The sequence below is a fragment of the Kribbella speibonae genome, assembly GCF_004331375.1.
GTDB classification, from domain to species: Bacteria; Actinomycetota; Actinomycetes; order Propionibacteriales; family Kribbellaceae; genus Kribbella; species Kribbella sindirgiensis.
The window spans coordinates 283,133-301,622 of the sequence record NZ_SJKC01000004.1 but is presented as its reverse complement, the minus strand read 5'-3'; the positions used below and the strand labels follow the sequence as shown (position 1 = coordinate 301,622).

Below are 18,490 nucleotides of genomic sequence, written 5' to 3'. Positions count from 1 at the left end.
TCACTTCAGGCCGCTGAGTACGACGCCACGCACGTAGTACTTCTGGAACACCAGGAACACGACCAGCACCGGCAACGTGCTGATCACCAGGCCGGCCATCACGATCGGCATGGTGCGGTCCGGATCGAGGAAGCTCTGCAGCAACTGGATCCCGACCGGCAACGTCTGCAACGACGGGTCGGACGACGAGATCAGCAGCGTCCAGATGTACTCGTTCCAGGTGCCGATGAACGTGATCAGCCCGAGCGTGATCGCCACCGGCTTGGTCTGCGGCAGCACGATCAGCCGCCAGATCTGCCACTGGTTCGCGCCGTCGATCTTGGCCGCCTCGAGCATCTCGTCCGGCAGCGAGATCATGAACTGCCGCATCAGGAAGATCCCGAAACCGGAGACCGTGAACGGCAGGATCAGCGCGAGCAGGCTGGTCGTCAGCCCGCCGTCGCCGCCGCGCCCGAGGAAGTCGTTGCCACCGGCCAGCGGCCAGTTGAGCATGATCAGGAAGGTCGGGATCAGCAGCAGGAACGGCGGCAGCATCATCGTCGCGAGGATGAACCGGAAGATCATCGCCCGGCCGCGGAACCGCAGCTTGGCCAGTGCGTACCCGGCCAGCGCCGACGTGATCAGCACCGACACTGTCACGCTGACCGTGACGATCACGCTGTTCCGGAACAACCGCGGCAGCTCCAGCTGCGAGAACGCCTCCCGATAGTTGTCCAGGTTGAACGACTCCGGCAACAGCTTGTACGGGATCACGCCGTACTCGCCGGCGCCCTTGAACGAGCTCATCACCATGTCCAGGAACGGCATCACCATCGCGACCCCGCCGAGGATCACGACCAGGTACGCGAACCACGGGAACTTGGCGTGCCGTCTTCTCACGAGGTCTCCTCCCCGCGCCGCCGGGCGACCCACAACTGCAGCAGGGTGATCGCCAGGATGATCACGAACAGCACCATCGCCATCGCGCTCGCCGTCCCCCAGGCGCCGTACTTGAAGGCCCGCTGGTACATCTCGAACGCCGCCACGTTGGTCGCGTTCACCGGCCCGCCGTCACCTGTCATCACGATGATCAGCGCGAACGACTGCAACCCGCCGATGAACTGCGTGATCAGCACGAACAGCAGCGCCGGCCGCAGCAACGGCAACGTGATCGACCAGAACATGTGCCAGGTCGACGCCCCGTCGACCTCGGCCGCCTCGTAGTACATCTCCGGGATCGCCTTCAGCCCGGCGGTCAGGATCAGGACGGCGCCGCCGATCGAGGCCCAGGCCTGGACGACGGTCACCGACGGCAGCGCGTACGACGCGTCGGACAGGAACCCGATGCTGTTCACGCCGAGCTTGTTCAGGACGCCGTTGATCAGCCCGGCCGGCTGGTACATCATCTTCCACACGTTGCCGATGGCCACGACCGTCGCGACCACGGGCAGGAAGTACAGCACCCGCCAGAACCCCTGGAACGCGAGCCGATCGATGCAGTAGGCCACGAGTACCGACCCGAACGTCGCCAGGAACACCGACCCGAACGCGAACAGCAGCGTGTTCACCAGGATCGGTTTGACGAACGTCCCGTCGAAGCTCAGGACGTCGCCGAAGTTCGCCGTACCGGCCCACTTCAGGGTGCCGAGATCGAAGCCGCCCCAGTCGGAGAACGCGAGCACGATCGCGAACAGGAACGGCAGGATCAGGAACACGCAGAAGAACAGCAGCGCCGGCGCGAGGAACAGGTACGCGGCCCGCCCCTCGCGCTGCAGCCTGCCGAGCCGCCGGGCCGGCGCCGCCACGGCGCCGGCCTGGCTGACCGCGGCCGTCATTGCGGCTTGACCGCCTTGGCGGCCTGCGCCAGCGCGTCGTCCGGATTCTTGCCGTCGGCAAGCACACCCATGATCGCGTTGTGCAGCGCGGTCTTCGCCTCGTACGCGCCCGGCTGGTTGGGTTCGGCCATCGCGTATGTCGCCGCGTCGTAGATCGGCGCCAGGTTCGGGTCGGACAACGACTTCTTGTACGCCGCCTGGTCAGCGGTCCGCGGCGGGATCAGACCCTGATCGGCCAGCCACTTACCGGTCTCCGTGACGGTCCCGTCGGACGTCTTGTGCTCGTTCATCCAGGTGAGGAACTTCCACGCCTCGTCGGCGTGCTTGCTGCGCTGGTTCACACCCATGAAGAACCCGTACGCCAGCGAGCCCTTGCTGCCTGCGGTCGGCCCGGGGATCGCGGTCACGCCGACATCGGAGGCGTACTTGTCCTTCATCTGCGTCTTCAGGCTGCCGATCCACCAGCCGGCCTGGATCGCCATCGCGACACCACCGCTGCGGAACTGCTTGGTCGGCATGATCGACGGGTTGGTCGCCTTCGCCGCCGCGAGGTCGGCCTCGAACTTCAGCGCCGCCTTGCCCTCGGCGTTGTCGAACTGCGCCGTACCGTCCGGGCCGAGGAACTTCCCGCCGGCCGCGTCGAGCAGCGACAGGAACGGGTGCACGGACTTGTTGTCGCCGTCCTGGATCAGGCTCAGGCCCTCGACCTGGATGTTGCCCTTGGCATCCCGCTTCACCGTCTTCTTCGCAGCGTCGGCGAGCTCGGCCCACGTCGTCGGCGGCTTGCTGACACCGGCCGCGGCGAGGATCTTCTTGTTGTAGAAGAGGACGTAGGTGTTCAACTCGGTCGGGTACCCGAGCAGGGTGTCGCCGGTGGTGACCGCGCCGAGCGCGGCGGGGCTGTACTCCGCCTTGATCTTGGTCGCGATGTCGTCGGGCACCTTGGCGACAACGTTCGCCTTCATCAACTGGCCGCCCCACAGGCCGTACGCGCTGACGATGTCGGCGCCTCGGCCGCCGGTCTGCCGGACCGTCATCGTGGTGAGCAGGTCGTCGAACTTGACCACCTGCGCCTTCACCTGAACCTTCGGGTTCTCCTTGTTCCACTGCTGGATCATCTTGTCCAGCCCCTCCTTGGAAGGGCCGTCGCTGTAGTGGCTCAGCAGCGTCAGCTCGACCTTGTCGCCGCCACTGCCCGAGCCGCTGCCGCCACCACAGGCAGCGCCCGTAGCGAGGAGCCCCAGGACAACAGCAAGCCGCAAACCTTTGGCGATGCTCATGTCACTCCATTCCGCCGTCCGGGTGCAGGGGCGCCCGGAGGATGGTGAACGTGCGGGTGATGTCGAAACCTGTCTTCAGGTACAGCTGCCCGGCGGCGGACTTCTCGCCGGTCCACAGGAACCAGGCGCTGTGCGCGCCGGCGGCGACCATCCGCTCGAGCGTCAGGTGCAGCAGCACCTTCCCGAGTCCGGTGCCGCGGGAGGCCGGCAGGACGCCGAACGGCCCGAAGCGATCGATCACCGCCTCGTAGGTCCCATGCATCGCCCAGCCGAGGATCGCCCCACCGGGGTTGCGTGCCACCACGATCCGATCCAGTGGCAGACCGGACACGACGCCCTCGCGGATAGCGCGCGCCCAGTCCGGGTTGAACTCGTGGCCGGCGATGTCGATCAGCGCGGTCAGCTCGTCGCCGGATGGTGTACCAAAGCTGTAGCCCTCGGCCGTCAGCGCGTCGATCCGCTTGCGGACGTCGTCCGGAATGGCATACCCGACGAGGCTGCGGTCCATCGCGACCGCGTCGTACCCGCGCTGGAACCCGAGGCCGGCGAGCAGCCGGGACGCGGCGGGGTAGCGGGCCGCGTCGAGACCGGGAAGGAAGTAGTTCGGGGTGTACGACGAGAAGTAGACCTCGGATCGTCCGTGGGAGCGGAGCCAGTCCATTGCCATGGACAACAACTCGCGGCCGAGACCGCGACCGCGGTGCTCCGGGTGGACGAAGAAGAACGGGATCCAGCCGGCGGAGGGCTCCAAATCGTCGACGGCGATCATCCGGCGGACGGCGTAGGCGGCGCCGACGATCTGATCATTGATCACGGCTACCTGCAGGCCGGCCGCGTCGAAGTTCCGGTCGAGCAGGAACAGGTCCCGGAACCGCTGGTAGGAAATCGGATCAGCCGGCGCCGCGGCAGTCCACGCGGCAGCGAGCCCTGGACCGTCACCAACCCGGAACGAACGGATCATCGGGCATCCCCCTCGTAGAGCAGCACGCCGTCGCGTACCCAGTCCGCCGGTGTGGTCAAGAGTTCGACCGGGTCGTCGCCGGACTCCAGCGCTTTCCGGAGTGAGTCCGAGCCCCACAGCTTGTCGAGCGACGGCAGCAGGTCGAAGTCGTCGGGATAGAGCTCGTTCAGCACCCGCAGCATCACCAACGCGGTCCGCACCGGCTCGAACGTCTCCCGGTCCACGACATGCAGCTGTACGCCGGACAACGCCTGGCCCGCATACTTGTGGAACACCGGCTCGAACCACGTCCGCCGGAACATCACCCCAGGCAACTCGCACGCCCGCAACGCCGGCACCAGCCGGTCGTCGACGTACGGCGCCCCGATCGTCTCGAACGGTCGCGTCGTACCGCGGCCCTCGCTGAGGTTCGTGCCCTCGAACAGCCCGGTCCCGGGGTATACCAAAGCCGTCTCCGGCGTCGGCATGTTCGGCGACGGCGGCACCCACGGCTCGACAGCGCAGCTGTCCCGTGCCCAGCCCTCGAGCGAGACGACCGTTGCCGCACCCAACTGAAGAGCGAGTTCGCCGACCGTCAGCCCGTGCCGGAGCGGGATCGGCGCCCGCCCGACGAAGCTCTCGAACCCAGGTTGCAGCAGCGGCCCCTCGACCCGGACACCGCCGAGCGGGTTCGGCCGGTCCAGCACCACAAATGGCATACCAAGCCGCGCCGCCGCCTGCTGGCAGTCGTACATCGTCCAGACGTAGGTGTAGAACCGCGTCCCGATGTCCTGGATGTCGAACAGCAGCACGTCGACACCGGAGAACAGGTCGTCGAGCTCGCGCCCCTGCCGCCGGTACGTGTCGAACACCGGCAGCCCGGTGTCCGGGTCGACGCCTTCACCTTCGCTCGCACCCGCTTGCGCCGTACCTCGGAGGCCGTGCTCGGGACCGAACAACGCCGCCAGCGGCAATCCGGCCGCACGCAACGCGACCGAGGTCGGCGTGAGGTCCGGCAGCACGCCGGTGAAGTTCGTGATCAGTCCCAGGCGCCCGTCCGGCACCAACCCCGGGTCCTCGGCCAGACGCTGCGCGCCGGTCCGGACCACCATCGCTACCACCAACCCAGATCGTGGATCCTGCAGGAACTGGGTTGAAAACTTACCGATGGATTCAGTCGGAGGTCAATGGATTACAGGCAACCGTTTACTTCAGTCCCTCCAGATAGTCCATCACACGCGCCCGGATCTCGTCCGCCGGGATGTCCCGCTCCCGCAGTTCGGCCATCCAGCCGTCGTACACCGCGTTCGAGGCACTCAGCTCGAGCGCGATGTTGTCCGGGTCCCGGAAGTTCAGGTGCGACGCGAACGCTTCGTCCCGGATCGGCGTGTACGGGACCCCGAGCGCGTCGAAGCGGCGCTCCCACTCGACGAGCTCGTCCCGGCTCGCCGCCGTCAGCCCGATGTGGTCGAGACCGGTGGTCAGTTCGGTGAACGGCGCGTCCGTCCCCAGCTCGTGCTTGGACAGCGCCAGCACGAACCCGGTCTCCCGGTCGATGAACGTGCGCACGGTCCCGGAGTCCATCAGCGGCTTCAGCCCGAGGACGACGGTGTAGAAATGCTCGCTGCGGTCCAGGTCGGTGACCGACAGACCGAGGTGATCGATACCCGCGAAACCCCGCATGATCCCCCCTTCCCCTGCCGCGAATGTAACTCCGCGGCGCCGAGGAAGGAACGGCGTCAGGGAAGGAACGGTGTGAGCGCCGCCAGGAAGTCGTCGAGGCGTTCGGCGTGCACCCAGTGGCCGGCCTCCGGCACCTCGGCGTACCGGACCTGCGGGAAGTACGCCGCGATGGTCGCACGATGGTCCTGCTGGACATAGTCCGACTTGCCGCCGTAGATGAACAGCGTCGGCCCGTCGTACCGCAGCCCCTCGACCGCGGGCCAGCCGGAGATCGCCGGCAGTGCGGCCTCGATCACCGGCAGGTTCGGCCGCCAGCGGGCGCCGTCGGAGTCGAGGATCAGGTTCTGCAGCAGGAAAGCGCGGGTCCCGGGCGTCGGTACGGCGTCGACGAGCTGGGCGTCGACGTCCGCGCGCCGGGTGATCGAGGACAGGTCGGCGTTCCGCATCGCCCGGGCGTACTCGACGAACGCCGGCGGGTACGCGACCGGCGCCGCGTCCACGACGACGAGCCGCTCGACCACCGCGGGGTGCTGCAGCGCGGTGAGCATCGCGGTCTTGCCGCCCATCGAGTGCCCAACCAGCGCGACCGGCCCGACCCCGAGCGACTCGATCGTCTCGCGGACGTCGTCGGCCATCTCCAGGTAGCTCATCGTCTCGACATGCGGCGACGTGCCGTGGTTGCGCAGGTCGAACGCGAACACCCGGTGCCGGTCCGCGAGCCGGCGCGCGGCCGTCATCCAGTTGCGGCCCGAGCCGAACAACCCGTGCATCACCACGACCGGCGTACCGGTTTCGCCGTACGCCGTGACCGGAAGTTTCATGCACGCACCTTTCAACGGCTCCGTTGCCAGCACGCGGTGTGCCAGTGACGCCGCTCGTCGAGTGACTGCGCGCCGCTCAGCGCACCGAGCAAGCTGGGGTTGTCCGGCCAGACCACGACATGCGGGGTGGCCGGCAGGATCTGCTGGTCGCAGCCCGGGCAGCGGTACGACTTCGCGGACGCGGATCCGGACACCCGCCGGACGTTCCACTCGCCGTCCGCCTTCGCCTCCCGGCCCTGGGTACCACCGAGCAGCGGCCGGTCACTGACCGGCCGCTGCCACTTGGAAGGCCTTCTGCGCGACATAGCGCTTCAAGGCTAGCCGTATGACCTAGGTCACCCGGCCCGAAGCTCCTCGCCGACCTCGTGCATGTGGCGCAGGCCCATCCGGTACGACTCGATCAGACTCGTTGAAACGTAGGGCATTCCGATGCTCTCGCAGTACTCGCGCACGATCGGCTGGGCGAACCGGAGGTTGGCGCGCGGCATGCTCGGGAAGAGGTGGTGCTCGATCTGGTAGTTGAGCCCGCCCATCATCCAGTCGGTGACCAGACCGCCGTTGACGTTGCGGGAGGTGAGCACCTGCTTCTCCAGGTGGCCCCAGTTGCAGTCGTCGTCGGGCATCTCCATGCCCTTGTGGTTCGGCGCGAACACGCTGCCGAGGTGCAGCCCGAAGATCATGTGGTGAACGAGCGCGAAGACGACCGCCTGCCCCGGCGACAGGATCAGGAACAGCGCGCTGAAGTACAGCACCAGGTGCGCGGCCATCAGGCCGATCTCCACCTTCTCCGTGCGCCGGCGCTCGAGCAGGAAGCGGATGCTCGACACCTTGAGGTTGAAGCCCTCCAGGGTCAGCAGCGGGAAGAAGATCCGCGCCTGGTTGCGGCTCAGCCAGCCTTCGAGACCCTTGCGGCCTTCGGCCTGCTCAAGGGTCCAGACCAGTACGCCCTCGCCGACGTCCGGGTCCTTGTCGGTGTGGTTGGGGTTGGCGTGGTGCCGGTTGTGCTTGTCGTTCCACCAGCCGTAGCTCATGCCCAGCAGGAGGTTGCCGTGCAGCATCCCGATCCAGTCGTGCAGCTTGCGTGAGCTGGCAATCTGCTGGTGCCCGGCGTCGTGCCCGAAGAACGCCGCGCGGGTGGTCAGGATCCCCATCGGGAGCGCGAGGAACAGCGCCCACCACGAGCTGCCGATCACGGCGAGGCCCGCCCAGGTGAGACCGAGCAGCACCGCGTTGATACCGATCGCCATCACGTACGCCGCGGTGCGGCGTTCCAGCAGGCCGGCAGCCTTGATCTCCCGTAACAGTGGGGAGAAATCGGAACGGCGGGTAGCAGCAGGTGACGCGACAGGCTGTGCCATCAGGTCCTCGTCTCGGTAGCGGGGGAAGGCCTAGGCGTACAGCCGCGGCCAGCGTACGGCATCAAGCCTCATCGCACTAACCTCCGAAAACATGAGAGTTACTACCCAAATCTGCTGTGGAGTCAGGTCCCAGCCGACAGTGGAGGTAACCCCACTGCCCGAGGTCTCACGCTCGGTCATGATGGAGGCATGAGCACTGTTGCCACGACTGAAGCGCCGCCGATGCGGTACCCGCGGCTCGCGCAGCCGTGGATTGCCTTGTTCCTCGCGATCCTGGCCGAGCTGGGGATCGCGCTGTTCGTGCTCAGCGTGGTGTCCGTCCCGCTGATCGCGGTGTGGGTCGGGATCCCGCTCCTGCTCGTGGTCGTGCCGGCCGCCCGCTGGTTCGCGAACTGCCACCGCACGATGCTGGCCGGCTTCCTCGGCGAGCGGATCCCGCGGCCGTACAAGAAGCCTCCGATGCCCGGCATGCTGATGCGGCTGCGGACGATCCTGACCGATCCGCAGACCTGGCGTGACATCGTGTGGTTGCTGGTGAACGCCGTGATCGGGTTCACACTGTGTCTGCTCAGCGCCGTGCTGTTCCTGGCCGGGCTCTTCTACCTGGTCTACCCGCTGCTCGTCGGCGTCACGCCGGAGGGCGTTTTCACCGAGCCGTTCGGCGGACTGTTCACGGTGAACTTCTGGACCAGCTTCCTGGTGATGCCGGTGGCGCTGATCGCATTCCTGATCTGGCAGGCCGCCGGCGAGCGGCTGCTGAAGGCGAACGCGTTCGTGGCCCGCTCGCTGCTCGGCCCGACCGAGAGCGCCAAGCTGGCGATGCGGGTCCGCGAGCTGGCCGAGTCCCGGGCGGAGACCGTCGACACCCAGGCCGCCGAGCTGCGCCGGATCGAGCGCGACCTGCACGACGGCGCCCAGGCCCGGCTGGCCGCGCTCAGCATGAACCTCGGGATGGCCGAGGAGATGGTGGCGCGCGACCCGGCCCAGGCCGCCGCGCTGCTCACCGAGGCCCGCGAATCCGCGAGTACGGCGTTGTCCGAGCTGCGCGACCTGGTCCGCGGGATCCACCCGCCGGTGCTCGCCGACCGTGGTCTGGACGGCGCGGTCAAGGCGCTCGCGATGTCCTGCCCGTTCAAGGTCGACGTGACGTTCGACGTGCCTGGCCGTCCGCCCGCGCCGGTCGAGTCCGCGGCGTACTTCGCGGTGGCCGAATGCCTCGCGAACGCGGTGAAGTACTCGGCCGCGACCACGGCGTGGATCCAGATCACCCACGAGGACGAGAAACTGCACATGATCGTCGGCGACGACGGTGTCGGAGGTGCCGTGATCAGGCCCGGTGGCGGTCTGTACGGTATCGAGCGGCGGCTGGCCGCCTTCGACGGTACGTTGACCGTGGTGAGCCCGAGCGCCGGGCCGACCACCGTGATCATGGAGCTGCCTTGCGAGTCCTCATCGCTGAAGACCACGCCCTCCTCCGGGACGGCCTGATCCGCCTGCTGGAGGCGCACGACTTCGAGGTCGTCGAGGCGGTCGACAACGGGCCGCGGCTGGTGCCCGCGCTGGTGGAGCACCGGCCGGACGTCGCGGTGGTCGACGTACGGCTGCCACCGACCTTCACCGACGAGGGTCTGAAGGCCGCGATCGAGGCCCGTCGCCAGGTCCCGGGGCTGCCGATCCTGGTGCTCTCGCAGTACGTCGAGCAGCTGTACGCGCGGGAGCTGCTCACCGGCGGTGGTGGCGCGGTCGGCTACCTGCTGAAGGACCGGGTCTCCAACGTGGCCGAGTTCCTCGACTCGGTACGGCGGGTGGCCGCCGGCGGGACCGCGATGGACCCGGACGTGATCGGTCAGCTGCTGGCCCGGAACACCCGCGACGAACCGATCGGCCGCCTCACGCCGCGCGAGTCCGAGGTGCTCGGCCTGATGGCCGAAGGCCGCTCGAACGCCGCGATCGCCGCCGCCCTGTTCGTCACCGAGAAGGCCGTCAGCAAACACACGAACAACATCTTCTCGAAGCTCGACCTGCCCCCGTCCGAGGACGACAACCGCCGGGTGATGGCGGTCCTCACCTACCTGTCGTCCCGCTGACCCGCCGCAGGAACTCCTGGGTGCGAGCCTCCCGGGGGTTGTCCAGGACCTGCGCGGGCGGGCCGATCTCGAGCGGCCGGCCGTGGTGCAGGAAGCAGACCTGGTCGGCGACGTCGCGGGCGAAGGCCATCTCATGGGTGCAGACGAGCATCGTCATCCCCTCGGCCTTCAGCTCGCGGAGCAGGTCCAGAACCTCGCCGACGAGTTCAGGGTCGAGCGCCGACGTGACCTCGTCGAGCAGCATCAGCTGGGGCGAGTTCACCATCGCGCGCGCGATCGCGGCGCGCTGCTGCTGACCGCCGGACAGCTCGTCCGGCTTGGCCGACGCCTTGTCCGCCAGTCCGACGCGTTCCAGCATCTCCAGCGCCCGGGCGCGTGCCGTGTCCCGCGGCACCCGGTGTACGCGGATCGGCGCCAGCGTGATGTTGTCGAGCACGGTCAGGTGCGGGAACAGGTTGTACGCCTGGAACACGATCCCGATCCCGGACCGCACCTTGTCCGCGTCGACCCGCGGATCCGTGATGTCCGCGCCGGCCAGCTCGATCACGCCGTCGTCGACCGTCTCCAGCAGGTTCACGCACCGCAGCAGCGTCGACTTCCCGGACCCCGACGCCCCGATCAGGACGACGCACTCCCCCGCGTCGACCTCCAGGTCGAAACCGTCCAGTACGACGTTCTCGCCGTACTGCTTGCGTACTCCGCGTAACGACAGCAAACTCATACCGGTCCGCCTCCCCCGCCGTACCAGCCCTGCCGTCGCGCGACGTAATCGGTCAGCCGGGTCAGCGGGATCGTCAGTGCGACGAACAGCAGCCCGGCGACGACGTACGGCGTGAAGTTGAAGTCCTCGGCCGTCTCCAGTTGCGCGGCCCGGATCGCGTCGATGACGCCGAGCACCGCGATCAGCCCGGAGTCCTTCTGCAGACTCACGAAGTCGTTCAGCAGCGGCGGCAGCACCCGCCGTACCGCTTGCGGAAGCACCACGAAGCGCAACGTCTGCCGGTACGTCAGCCCGAGCGACCGAGCGGCCGCCCGCTGCGACGGATGCACCGACTCGATCCCGGCCCGGAACACCTCGGCGACGTACGACGAGTAGGTCAGGACGAGGGCCGCGCCGCCCCAGATCACCGCCTGGTTCGGCAACCCGCGCAGCTGCAGAGCCGGTACGCCGAAGCCGAGCAGGAAGATCACCAGCAGCAACGGGAGACCGCGGAACACGTCGGTGTAGGCGGCCGCGAACACGCGCAGCGGGAAGAAGATCGGGCCCCGCAACGTCCGCAGGATCGCGAGCGTCAGCCCGAACACCACGATCAGCACCGCGCAGACGAGCATCACGCGCACGTTGAGCCAGAGGCCCTCGGCAACGACCGGCAACGCCTCCCAGCCGCGGTGGACGTCGAAGAACGTCGCCCGGACCCGCGGCCAGCCCGGCGTGGAACCGATGCCCACGACAACCAGTGCGAGCAGAATCACCGAGCTGACCAGCGCGATCACGGTCGACCGCCGCGCCTGCCTACGCCGGTACGCGATCCGCTCGAGCTGAAGCGCCGAAGGCTGCCAGTCAGTCACGAGAGCTCGGGCGCGCCTGACTCGGTCAGGTACTGCTTCTGCAGGTTCGCGAGCGTGCCGTCGGCCTTGAGCGCGTCGACCGCCTGCGTGACGCAACCGGTCAGCTTCGAGTTCTTCTCGAGGACGAACCCGAACTGCTCCCCCTGTCCACCGGCCGGCAACTGACCGACGATCTTGCCGTTGTCGAGCTGCGCCGCGGTCATGTAGAACGCGGTCGGCAGATCCACCACGATGCCGTCGATCTGCTTGTTCTTCAGCGCCTGCACCGCCAGGTCGTTGGTGTCGAACACGGCCGGTTTCGGCTTGGGCTTCACGACATCACGCAGCGCGGTGTAGCTCGTCGTACCGACCTGGGCCCCGAGTTTCGCGTCGACGAGATCGGCGACGGACTTGGCCTCGGCGATCTTGCTGCCCGCGGTGGTGATCACGGTCTGGCGGACGTCGTAGTACCCGGAGGAGAAGTCGACGGCCTTGCGGCGCTCCTCGGAGATCGACACCTGATTCACGTCCAGGTCGAACGCCTTCGGACCGGGCGCGAACGCGGTGTTGAACTGGACCGTCTGCCACTTGACGTTCGCCTGCTCGAACCCGAGCTTCTTCGCCACCGCGTAGGTGACCGCCGACTCGTACCCCTTGCCGTTGCTCGGGTCGTCGCCGCTGAACCACGGTTCGTACGCCGGCTTGTCGGTGCCGACCGTCAGCGTGCCGGCGGTCTTCACCGCCAGCTTGTCCTTCGCACAGGCATCCGCACCCGACGGCGTCGAGGCCCCGGACGAGTTCTCCTCCGGCGCACACGCGCCGAGCCCCACCATCGCCAGTACCGCCAGCCCCACCACAGCGCGCGTTCTCATGGGCAGCAGCCTAAGACCTCTTGCGGTACAAGGTGGGGCTTGATCCAGTGTGCAGACGGAAGCGGGTCGCGAAGTAGAGCGGGTCGGCGTACCCGACCTGCGCCGCGACCGACGCGACCGGCCGGCTGGTGAGCTCCAGGAGCCGCGCCGCGGCATCCAGCCGGCGGCGCTCGACGAACTGCTGCGGGCTGACGCCGAGCTGCTCGCGGAACAGGTGCGCGAAGCGTGACACCGACAGGTTCACGGCCCGCGCCAGCCGCGGTACGTCGAGGCTCGCGGTCAGGTCCTGGTCGATCAGCTCGATCGCGCGCAGCAGCCGGTCGTCGATCTGCACGGCCTTCGGGTTCTGGGTGTCGCACCACAGCAGCGCCGCCTCCAGCGAGTTGGCGCTGAGCTGCTCGGCCTGCGGCAGGACACTGTGCTGATGCCGTACGGCGTCGCGCAGATGCTCGGCGATCCGCTCGAAGGTCGGCGCGGCCGGATGCAGCTGAACGATGCCGGGAGCAACTTCCGGCCAGTCGAGCAGCGGCAGCCAGTCGGGCTTCGGGTGCAGGTGCGCGTAGAGGAAATGCCAGCGGCCGCCGACCGTGGCGTAGTCGTGCAGGGTGCGCGGGTGGACCAGGGTGACGCTGCCCGGCGCGGCCGCGACCTGACCGAATCGTCCCTGGCCGTCGAGGGTCTGGACCAGCAGCCAGTCGGTCGTTCCACGCCGCCGATACGTCGCATACTCAGGGCCTTCGTCGAACTCACCGGTCGCCAGCCGGCGAACCACCGGATGCGGCGACTCAGCAGGATATCGAAGGTTCACAGCTCGATAGGCTATCGCTCAGCCAAGCCGTCGGGCCAGATCCTGGAGATATGACAGTCGCGGATATCTACCAGCGGGACGGCATCGTCCAGGTCCCCCAGTTGCTCGATCCCGCCGAGGTCGAGCAGATCAAGCAGGTCTACATGGAGCAGGTGGCGGCGGATCTCTCGCTGGCCCACGACGACGGCGTACCGGACGACGATCCGCTGGCCAGGTACCCGCGGTTCGTACACCCGCACCGGCGGACCGACACCGAGGCCGGGCGGCTCGCACTGGAGCTGATGCTCGACAGCCGGATCCTCGATGTCGTGCAGGCGCTCATCGGCCCTGCGCTCGGCGCCCAGTCGATGTTCTACTTCAAGCCGCCGGGTGCCCGCGGCCAGGCGCTGCACCAGGACAACCTGTTCCTGCGCGCGGACCCGGAGACCTGTCTCGCGGCCTGGATCGCGATCGACGACGTCGACTCGGCGAACGGCGGACTCAAGGTGGTCCCCGGCTCGCACCGGACCGAACTGCTCTGCCCCGAGCCGGCCGACCTGACCGAATCCTTCAGCACCGGGCAGGTCGTCGTACCGGAGGGTCTGAGCCAGGTGCAGACCAAGATGACCGCCGGTGACGTGCTGTTCTTCCACGGCAGCGTCGTCCACGGCTCCCGCCCGAACTCCACCGACGACCGCTTCCGGCGGGCGCTGATCTTCCACTACATCCCGGAGGACAGCGTCGAGATCGCGGCCTTCTACAACCCGCTGATCCGCCCCGACCGCCGCGAAACCGTCCTCGCCGAAGCCATCGGCGGCGGCCCCTGCGGCGACTACGCCGAGATGGAGCCGTAAACCCGCCGCGACAACGCACCTGCCGCCGCGATCGCGAGCAGCACCGCGCCGGCGATCAGTAGCCGCCCCACGGAATGCGGCGGATCGAAGTCGGCCTCCGTCGCCGCGGCGGCCAGGCAGCAGAGCAGCGTCAGGCCGAGGAGCCCGGTCGCGAGGGTGGTCATCCGGAGCAGGGCCGCACCGGGTGACGGATCGAAGCGGCGTCCGCGGAACCGCAGACCGCGGCCGGGTTCCGCGGCGCGCTGCCCCCAGTCGTCGTACACGTGCTGCGGGACCCGGATCCCTGCCAGGGACTTGAGCCCCTGCGTCAACGACTCGGCCGTCAGCGGCTCGTCGCGGGACAGCACGAGCGCTGTGCCCTCGATGGCGAGCCGTACCGGGCGCGCATCCAGGAGAGCCTGCATCGTGCGCGGGTGCAGGACAGCCATGAGGTAGCGGGGCTCGTCCCCGATCACGTCGAAGCTCCGATTGAACTCGGCGCTCTCGAGTGTGAGATCCGATCTGGTCAGCCCACCGGGCCGTACCTCCGCCGGCGGCAGCGCGACCGGCAGGGTTGTGACGAAGACACTCAGGCGGCGCCGTCGGCACAGCAGTCCGGTCCACTGCAGCCATCGCACCTCGAAGGCGAGCCCGTCCGGCGTCTGTACGACGTTCCGCGCGCTCCAGGTCCGGCCGACCGGGAGCGGGAGCGACGGCAGCCGCACGTCGCGCGACTCCACGAGCCGCCACCCGTTGCGGTGCACACAGTCCTTGATCGTGCGGGTGGTTGCCTGCGGCCATGAATACGCGAGGACTGCGGCGAGCAGCGCCACGACGATCAGCAGCGGCAGTATGGCGAGGAGCAGCGCCGGACCCGCGTCGTACGTCGACCACGCGACCCGCACCAGCACCGCGCCAACCCCGAGCACCGCGATCCACCGCGCCACGGAGGCCGATCCGGTCGAGATCCCGATCAGCACCCAGGCGGTCGGAATCACCAGCACAGCAACCAGGAACATCAGCGATGACCAGCCCGCCCAGTCGGCACCGACCAACCGCGGCATCATAATCAGGCTGAGCCCCGTCACCCCCACCAGGAGCAGGCCGGCAACCGCCACCAGCTCCCGCCCAACCGAACTCCTCCGCACCCACCCGAGTCTGCCAGCCCTCACGTGTCACCGTCCGCCGACGCCAGCGGGTGATGGGTCAGCGACTGCCCAGCGATCGGCCGACGTTCGCGGCGGGCGCCGGCCCTGACTCACCGATCTGCCGACGGTCGTCCGCCATCCGGTCGTCGTACTCCGTGGCCTACCCCCGGGGCCCGGGTCCCGTCAGGAGTCTGAGGTGCTCCGGGTGATGTGCTTGCCGGGTCCGGGGGGCGGATGCCGCCGGCCGGTGCGACGCCGGCGCCTGTCACGCGCTGCAGCTCGGCCAGTTGTCCGTCGATCTGCGGGGCTCGATCCGGCGCCGGCTGTGAGGGCAGGGCGGCTGGACGGTCGACCTGCTTGCGCATTGCCTCGCGGACCAGGTCGTCGACCTCCGGCGCCAACTCGTCAGCACGCTGCCGCAACGCCCGCGCCGTACCCACGAAGCGCTGCTGCTCCGCCGGCGTTGGCGGGCGGTTGCGCTCAGCAACGATCGCCTCGCGCGCCCCGGGCTCGCGCTCCAGCGAGCCGTCCGCCCGGCGGTGGTTCTCGTAGAGCACGTTCCCCGCGCGGTCCACGACGTAGATGTCGTCGGCGTACCCCAGGGTCTCCACCGCGTGCGCAGCGTCAGACACTCGCTGGTAGACGGCGTTGTGCATTCGCGGATCCACCCACCGCCCGTTGCCGGCGGCATCCTTCGCCTGCTGGTACCGGTCCGCGATCGCCAGCAGACTGTCGGCCTCGTTCGTGGCGACATAAACGGCCACCACCCGATGGCCGGCGTTCCGGAACGGCTCCAGCGTCTGCTGCGCCCGCTCCGGGGTCTCCAGCCACGCGCTCGTCACGACGTCGTACGGCGGGTCCGCGGTCAGCAGACTGTCCAGGCACCGCTGGCTCAGGTCCTCCGGCAGGCTCTGCACCACCTCGCCGTGCGCGTCCAGCCCACCGTCGCGCGTCGCCTCCTGGAACCGCGGATGTGCCTGGGCGTCGTCATCGGCCTCGTACGTCGCAGCCGTGTCCACGCCGAGCGCCGCGTGCACCCGATCCTGGACCGTCGACTTCGCCGCACCGGGCTGCCCGCCGATCACCACCGCCAGCGGCTGCATGCCAGGACCGCGGACGGGCCGCCGGGACGGCATGATCTCCTCGGTCCGACGGGCAATCAGCTGCTCGGACTCGGCCGGAGTGAGCGTGAGGTCGATCATTCGGCGCGTAGCCGGTCCAGCAACTCGGGGTAGGTGCGCAGGATCTCGGACCGCTCCTCGGCCGACAGCGCCGCGAACCGCCGGAACCGCTCGGTGTGTACCGCGCGCTCCGCCTCGAGCTCGCGTCGACGGGCTTCGTCGGTCTCGGAGGCGATCAGCCCGTTGTACGCCGACAGCACCGCCCGGACGAGGACGCGCGCCCGCTCGTGCTCGACCCGCTCGTCATCCGACAACGGCGCCACGAACCGCCCACTCAGCGCCTCGGTGATGTGCTTCCCGTGCTCGTCCGGCATAGGGCCAGACTAGCGAGACAGGGTCCGGTCAGTTGGAGTAGTCGCGGAAGCCGCGGCCGGTCTTGCGGCCGAGGTAGCCGGCGGTGACCAGGTGCTCGAGTAGCGGGGCCGGGGCGAAGCCTGGCTCGCGGAACTCGAGGTAGAGCGTGCGCTGGATGGCGAGCGAGACGTCCAGCCCGACCACGTCGAGCAGCGCGAACGGGCCCATCGGGAGGCGGCAGCCGAGCTTCATCGCGGCGTCGATGTCGTCGACGCCGGCGTAGTGCGCCTCGAGCATCCGGACCGCGTCGTTCAGGTACGGGAACAGCAGCGCGTTCACGATGAAACCGGCCCGGTCGCCGCAGCGCACCGGGTGCTTGCCTGCGGCAACGGCCACCGCGGCCACCGTGTCGGCGACCTCGGCGGTGGTGCTCACGGTGCTGACGACCTCGACGAGCTGCATCACCGGCGCCGGGTTGAAGAAGTGCAGCCCGACCACGTCCCCCGGCCGCTTGGTCGCCATCGCCAGGTCGATCACCGGCAGACTCGACGTCGTGGTCGCCAGGATCGCGCCCGGCTTGCAGATCTCGTCGAACGTCTCGAACAGCGCCTGCTTGACACTCAGCTCCTCGACCACCGCCTCGATGACGAGGTCGACCGAAGACAGGTCGTCGAGCTTCGCCGTACCGGTCACCCGGCGCAGCGCCGCGTCCCGCTCCTCGGTGGACAGCTTCCCGCGCTGCACGCCCTTCTCCAGCGAGCGCTCCAGCACGCCGCGGACCCGGTCGACCTTCTCGGTACCGCGGGCGACGTACAGCACGTCGTACCCGGCCTTGGCGAGCACCTCGACGATGCCGACCGCCATCGTGCCGGAGCCGACGACGCCGACCTGCTTGACCGTTCGCACGACGACCTCGTCGCCGTTCTGGTGCGGGGTGTGCTCGTCGTCGACCACGACCGGCGAGTCCGGCGACTCGTAGGTGTAGAAGCCGCGGCCGGTCTTCCGGCCGAGGAGGCCGGCGGTCACCATCTGCTTGAGGATCGGGGCCGGCGCGTGCAGCCGGTTGCGGCCCTGCTTGTACATGGTGTCGAGAATCTCGTACGCCGTGTCGAGGCCGATCAGGTCGAGCAGCGCCAGCGGGCCCATCGGGTAACCGCAGCCGAGCCGCATCGCCGCGTCGACGTCCTCGCGGGTCGCGTAGCGGGACTCGACCATGGAGACCGCGTGGTTCAGGTACCCGAACAGGAGCGCGTTGGCGATGAACCCGGCCCGGTCCGCCGCGACGACGGGGACCTTGTCGAGCCGGCGGGCCAGCTCCTGCACGTCCTCGACCACGTGCGGCTCGGTGACGACGGTCTTGATCACCTCGACGAACTCCTGCACCGGCGCCGGGTTGAAGAAGTGCATGCCGACGACGCGCCGCGGGCGCTGGGTGGCGACGGAGATCTCGGTGACCGACAACGACGAGGTGTTGGTCGCCAGGATCGCGTCGTCGCGGACGATCTTGTCCAGGGCGGCGAAGATCTCGCGCTTCAGCTCGAGCCGCTCGACGACGGCCTCGATCACCAGGTCGCAGTCGGCCAGCGCCTCCAGCGAGGTGGCGAACGTGACCCGGTCGAACAGCGCCTGCTGGTCCTCGACCGACAGCTTGCCGCGTTTCACGGCGCGGTCGGTCGAGTGCTGGATGTGCCCGCGGCCGCGCTCGACCGCTTCCTCGTCACGCTCGACGCCGACGACCGTCAGGCCGTTGCGCGCGAACACCTCGGCGATCCCGGCGCCCATCGTGCCGAGACCCACCACACCCACCGTCGTCAATTCCCGAGCCATGCTCTGCACTATGCCAG

General features: G+C 68.7%; 20 protein-coding genes. 3 read left to right on the top strand and 17 right to left on the bottom strand.

Translation table 11 applies throughout. The annotated features are described in order from the left end of the window. The 9 genes from E0H92_RS29455 to E0H92_RS29415 all read right to left on the bottom strand — a co-directional run bounded on the left by E0H92_RS29455 (position 1) and on the right by E0H92_RS29415 (position 7,896). Positions 1-879 carry a carbohydrate ABC transporter permease gene (locus tag E0H92_RS29455; RefSeq protein WP_131498561.1) on the bottom strand — a complete coding sequence of 293 codons (879 nt, stop codon included), beginning with the start codon at positions 877-879 and terminating at the stop codon, positions 1-3. Next, positions 876-1,814: a carbohydrate ABC transporter permease gene (locus tag E0H92_RS29450; protein ID WP_238173653.1), complete on the bottom strand. Its 939-nt coding sequence runs from the start codon at positions 1,812-1,814 to the stop codon at positions 876-878. Before E0H92_RS29450 ends, E0H92_RS29455 begins: the two co-directional genes overlap by 4 nt. Beyond that, a complete protein-coding gene (locus E0H92_RS29445) occupies positions 1,811-3,094 on the bottom strand; it encodes an extracellular solute-binding protein (RefSeq protein ID WP_238173652.1) in 1,284 nt (427 codons plus the stop codon). The genes E0H92_RS29450 and E0H92_RS29445 overlap by 4 nt, the downstream gene beginning before the upstream one ends. A 1-nt stretch (position 3,095) precedes the next feature. Further along, complete coding sequence (locus E0H92_RS29440) at positions 3,096-4,055, bottom strand: GNAT family N-acetyltransferase (RefSeq protein ID WP_131498560.1); 960 nt, start codon at positions 4,053-4,055, stop codon at positions 3,096-3,098. After that, a complete protein-coding gene (locus tag E0H92_RS29435; RefSeq protein WP_131498559.1) occupies positions 4,052-5,146 on the bottom strand; it encodes an exo-beta-N-acetylmuramidase NamZ family protein in 1,095 nt (364 codons plus the stop codon). Before E0H92_RS29435 ends, E0H92_RS29440 begins: the two co-directional genes overlap by 4 nt. Before the next feature lie 94 nt (positions 5,147-5,240). After that, a complete protein-coding gene (locus tag E0H92_RS29430; protein ID WP_131498558.1) occupies positions 5,241-5,717 on the bottom strand; it encodes a VOC family protein in 477 nt (158 codons plus the stop codon). Between the two features lie 56 nt (positions 5,718-5,773). Next, the gene (locus E0H92_RS29425) at positions 5,774-6,538 is read right to left on the bottom strand and encodes an alpha/beta fold hydrolase (RefSeq protein WP_131498557.1); all 765 of its coding nucleotides are present in this window, start codon (positions 6,536-6,538) and stop codon (positions 5,774-5,776) included. An 11-nt stretch (positions 6,539-6,549) separates the two neighbouring features. Continuing rightward, positions 6,550-6,843 (bottom strand): hypothetical protein, encoded by a 294-nt coding sequence (locus E0H92_RS29420; protein WP_131498556.1) that lies wholly within the window; start codon positions 6,841-6,843, stop codon positions 6,550-6,552. A gap of 30 nt (positions 6,844-6,873) precedes the next feature. Then, a complete protein-coding gene (locus E0H92_RS29415; protein WP_131463587.1) occupies positions 6,874-7,896 on the bottom strand; it encodes a fatty acid desaturase family protein in 1,023 nt (340 codons plus the stop codon). A gap of 189 nt (positions 7,897-8,085) precedes the next feature. Here E0H92_RS29415 and E0H92_RS29410 point away from each other — a divergent pair, with 189 nt between their 5' ends. After that, entirely contained in the window at positions 8,086-9,384 is a 1,299-nt protein-coding gene (locus tag E0H92_RS29410; RefSeq protein WP_131498555.1) for a sensor histidine kinase, read from the top strand. Then, positions 9,336-9,983 carry a response regulator gene (locus E0H92_RS29405; RefSeq protein ID WP_131291460.1) on the top strand — a complete coding sequence of 216 codons (648 nt, stop codon included), beginning with the start codon at positions 9,336-9,338 and terminating at the stop codon, positions 9,981-9,983. The genes E0H92_RS29410 and E0H92_RS29405 overlap by 49 nt, the downstream gene beginning before the upstream one ends. On the opposite strand, the gene E0H92_RS29400 is transcribed toward E0H92_RS29405, so the two are convergent. From E0H92_RS29400 to E0H92_RS29385, 4 genes are read right to left on the bottom strand one after another with little or no spacing between them, the layout of a single operon-like run. Continuing rightward, positions 9,961-10,704, bottom strand: a complete 744-nt coding sequence (locus E0H92_RS29400; RefSeq protein ID WP_131498554.1) for an amino acid ABC transporter ATP-binding protein — start codon at positions 10,702-10,704, stop codon at positions 9,961-9,963. The genes E0H92_RS29405 and E0H92_RS29400 overlap by 23 nt on opposite strands. Next, complete coding sequence (locus E0H92_RS29395) at positions 10,701-11,552, bottom strand: amino acid ABC transporter permease (protein ID WP_131463581.1); 852 nt, start codon at positions 11,550-11,552, stop codon at positions 10,701-10,703. The genes E0H92_RS29400 and E0H92_RS29395 overlap by 4 nt, the downstream gene beginning before the upstream one ends. Continuing rightward, on the bottom strand, positions 11,549-12,403 hold the full coding sequence (locus tag E0H92_RS29390; protein WP_131498553.1) for an ABC transporter substrate-binding protein: 855 nt from the start codon (positions 12,401-12,403) through the stop codon (positions 11,549-11,551). The genes E0H92_RS29395 and E0H92_RS29390 overlap by 4 nt, the downstream gene beginning before the upstream one ends. 10 nt (positions 12,404-12,413) lie before the next feature. Further along, the gene (locus E0H92_RS29385) at positions 12,414-13,211 is read right to left on the bottom strand and encodes a helix-turn-helix domain-containing protein (protein WP_238151129.1); all 798 of its coding nucleotides are present in this window, start codon (positions 13,209-13,211) and stop codon (positions 12,414-12,416) included. Positions 13,212-13,261: 50 nt separating this feature from the next. On the opposite strand from E0H92_RS29385, the gene E0H92_RS29380 reads away from it, so the two are divergent. Next, complete coding sequence (locus E0H92_RS29380) at positions 13,262-14,044, top strand: phytanoyl-CoA dioxygenase family protein (RefSeq protein ID WP_131498552.1); 783 nt, start codon at positions 13,262-13,264, stop codon at positions 14,042-14,044. Here E0H92_RS29380 and E0H92_RS29375 read toward each other — a convergent pair. The 4 genes from E0H92_RS29375 to E0H92_RS29360 all read right to left on the bottom strand — a co-directional run bounded on the left by E0H92_RS29375 (position 14,023) and on the right by E0H92_RS29360 (position 18,473). Further along, positions 14,023-15,087 (bottom strand): hypothetical protein, encoded by a 1,065-nt coding sequence (locus E0H92_RS29375; RefSeq protein WP_131498551.1) that lies wholly within the window; start codon positions 15,085-15,087, stop codon positions 14,023-14,025. The two genes, E0H92_RS29380 and E0H92_RS29375, sit on opposite strands and share 22 nt — an antisense overlap. 194 nt (positions 15,088-15,281) lie before the next feature. Next, positions 15,282-16,373, bottom strand: a complete 1,092-nt coding sequence (locus E0H92_RS29370; RefSeq protein WP_131498550.1) for a zeta toxin family protein — start codon at positions 16,371-16,373, stop codon at positions 15,282-15,284. Continuing rightward, a complete protein-coding gene (locus E0H92_RS29365; RefSeq protein WP_131498549.1) occupies positions 16,370-16,666 on the bottom strand; it encodes a hypothetical protein in 297 nt (98 codons plus the stop codon). The genes E0H92_RS29370 and E0H92_RS29365 overlap by 4 nt, the downstream gene beginning before the upstream one ends. Positions 16,667-16,694: 28 nt before the next feature. Beyond that, a complete protein-coding gene (locus E0H92_RS29360; protein ID WP_131498548.1) occupies positions 16,695-18,473 on the bottom strand; it encodes a 3-hydroxyacyl-CoA dehydrogenase family protein in 1,779 nt (592 codons plus the stop codon). Positions 18,474-18,490: the final 17 nt, after the last annotated feature.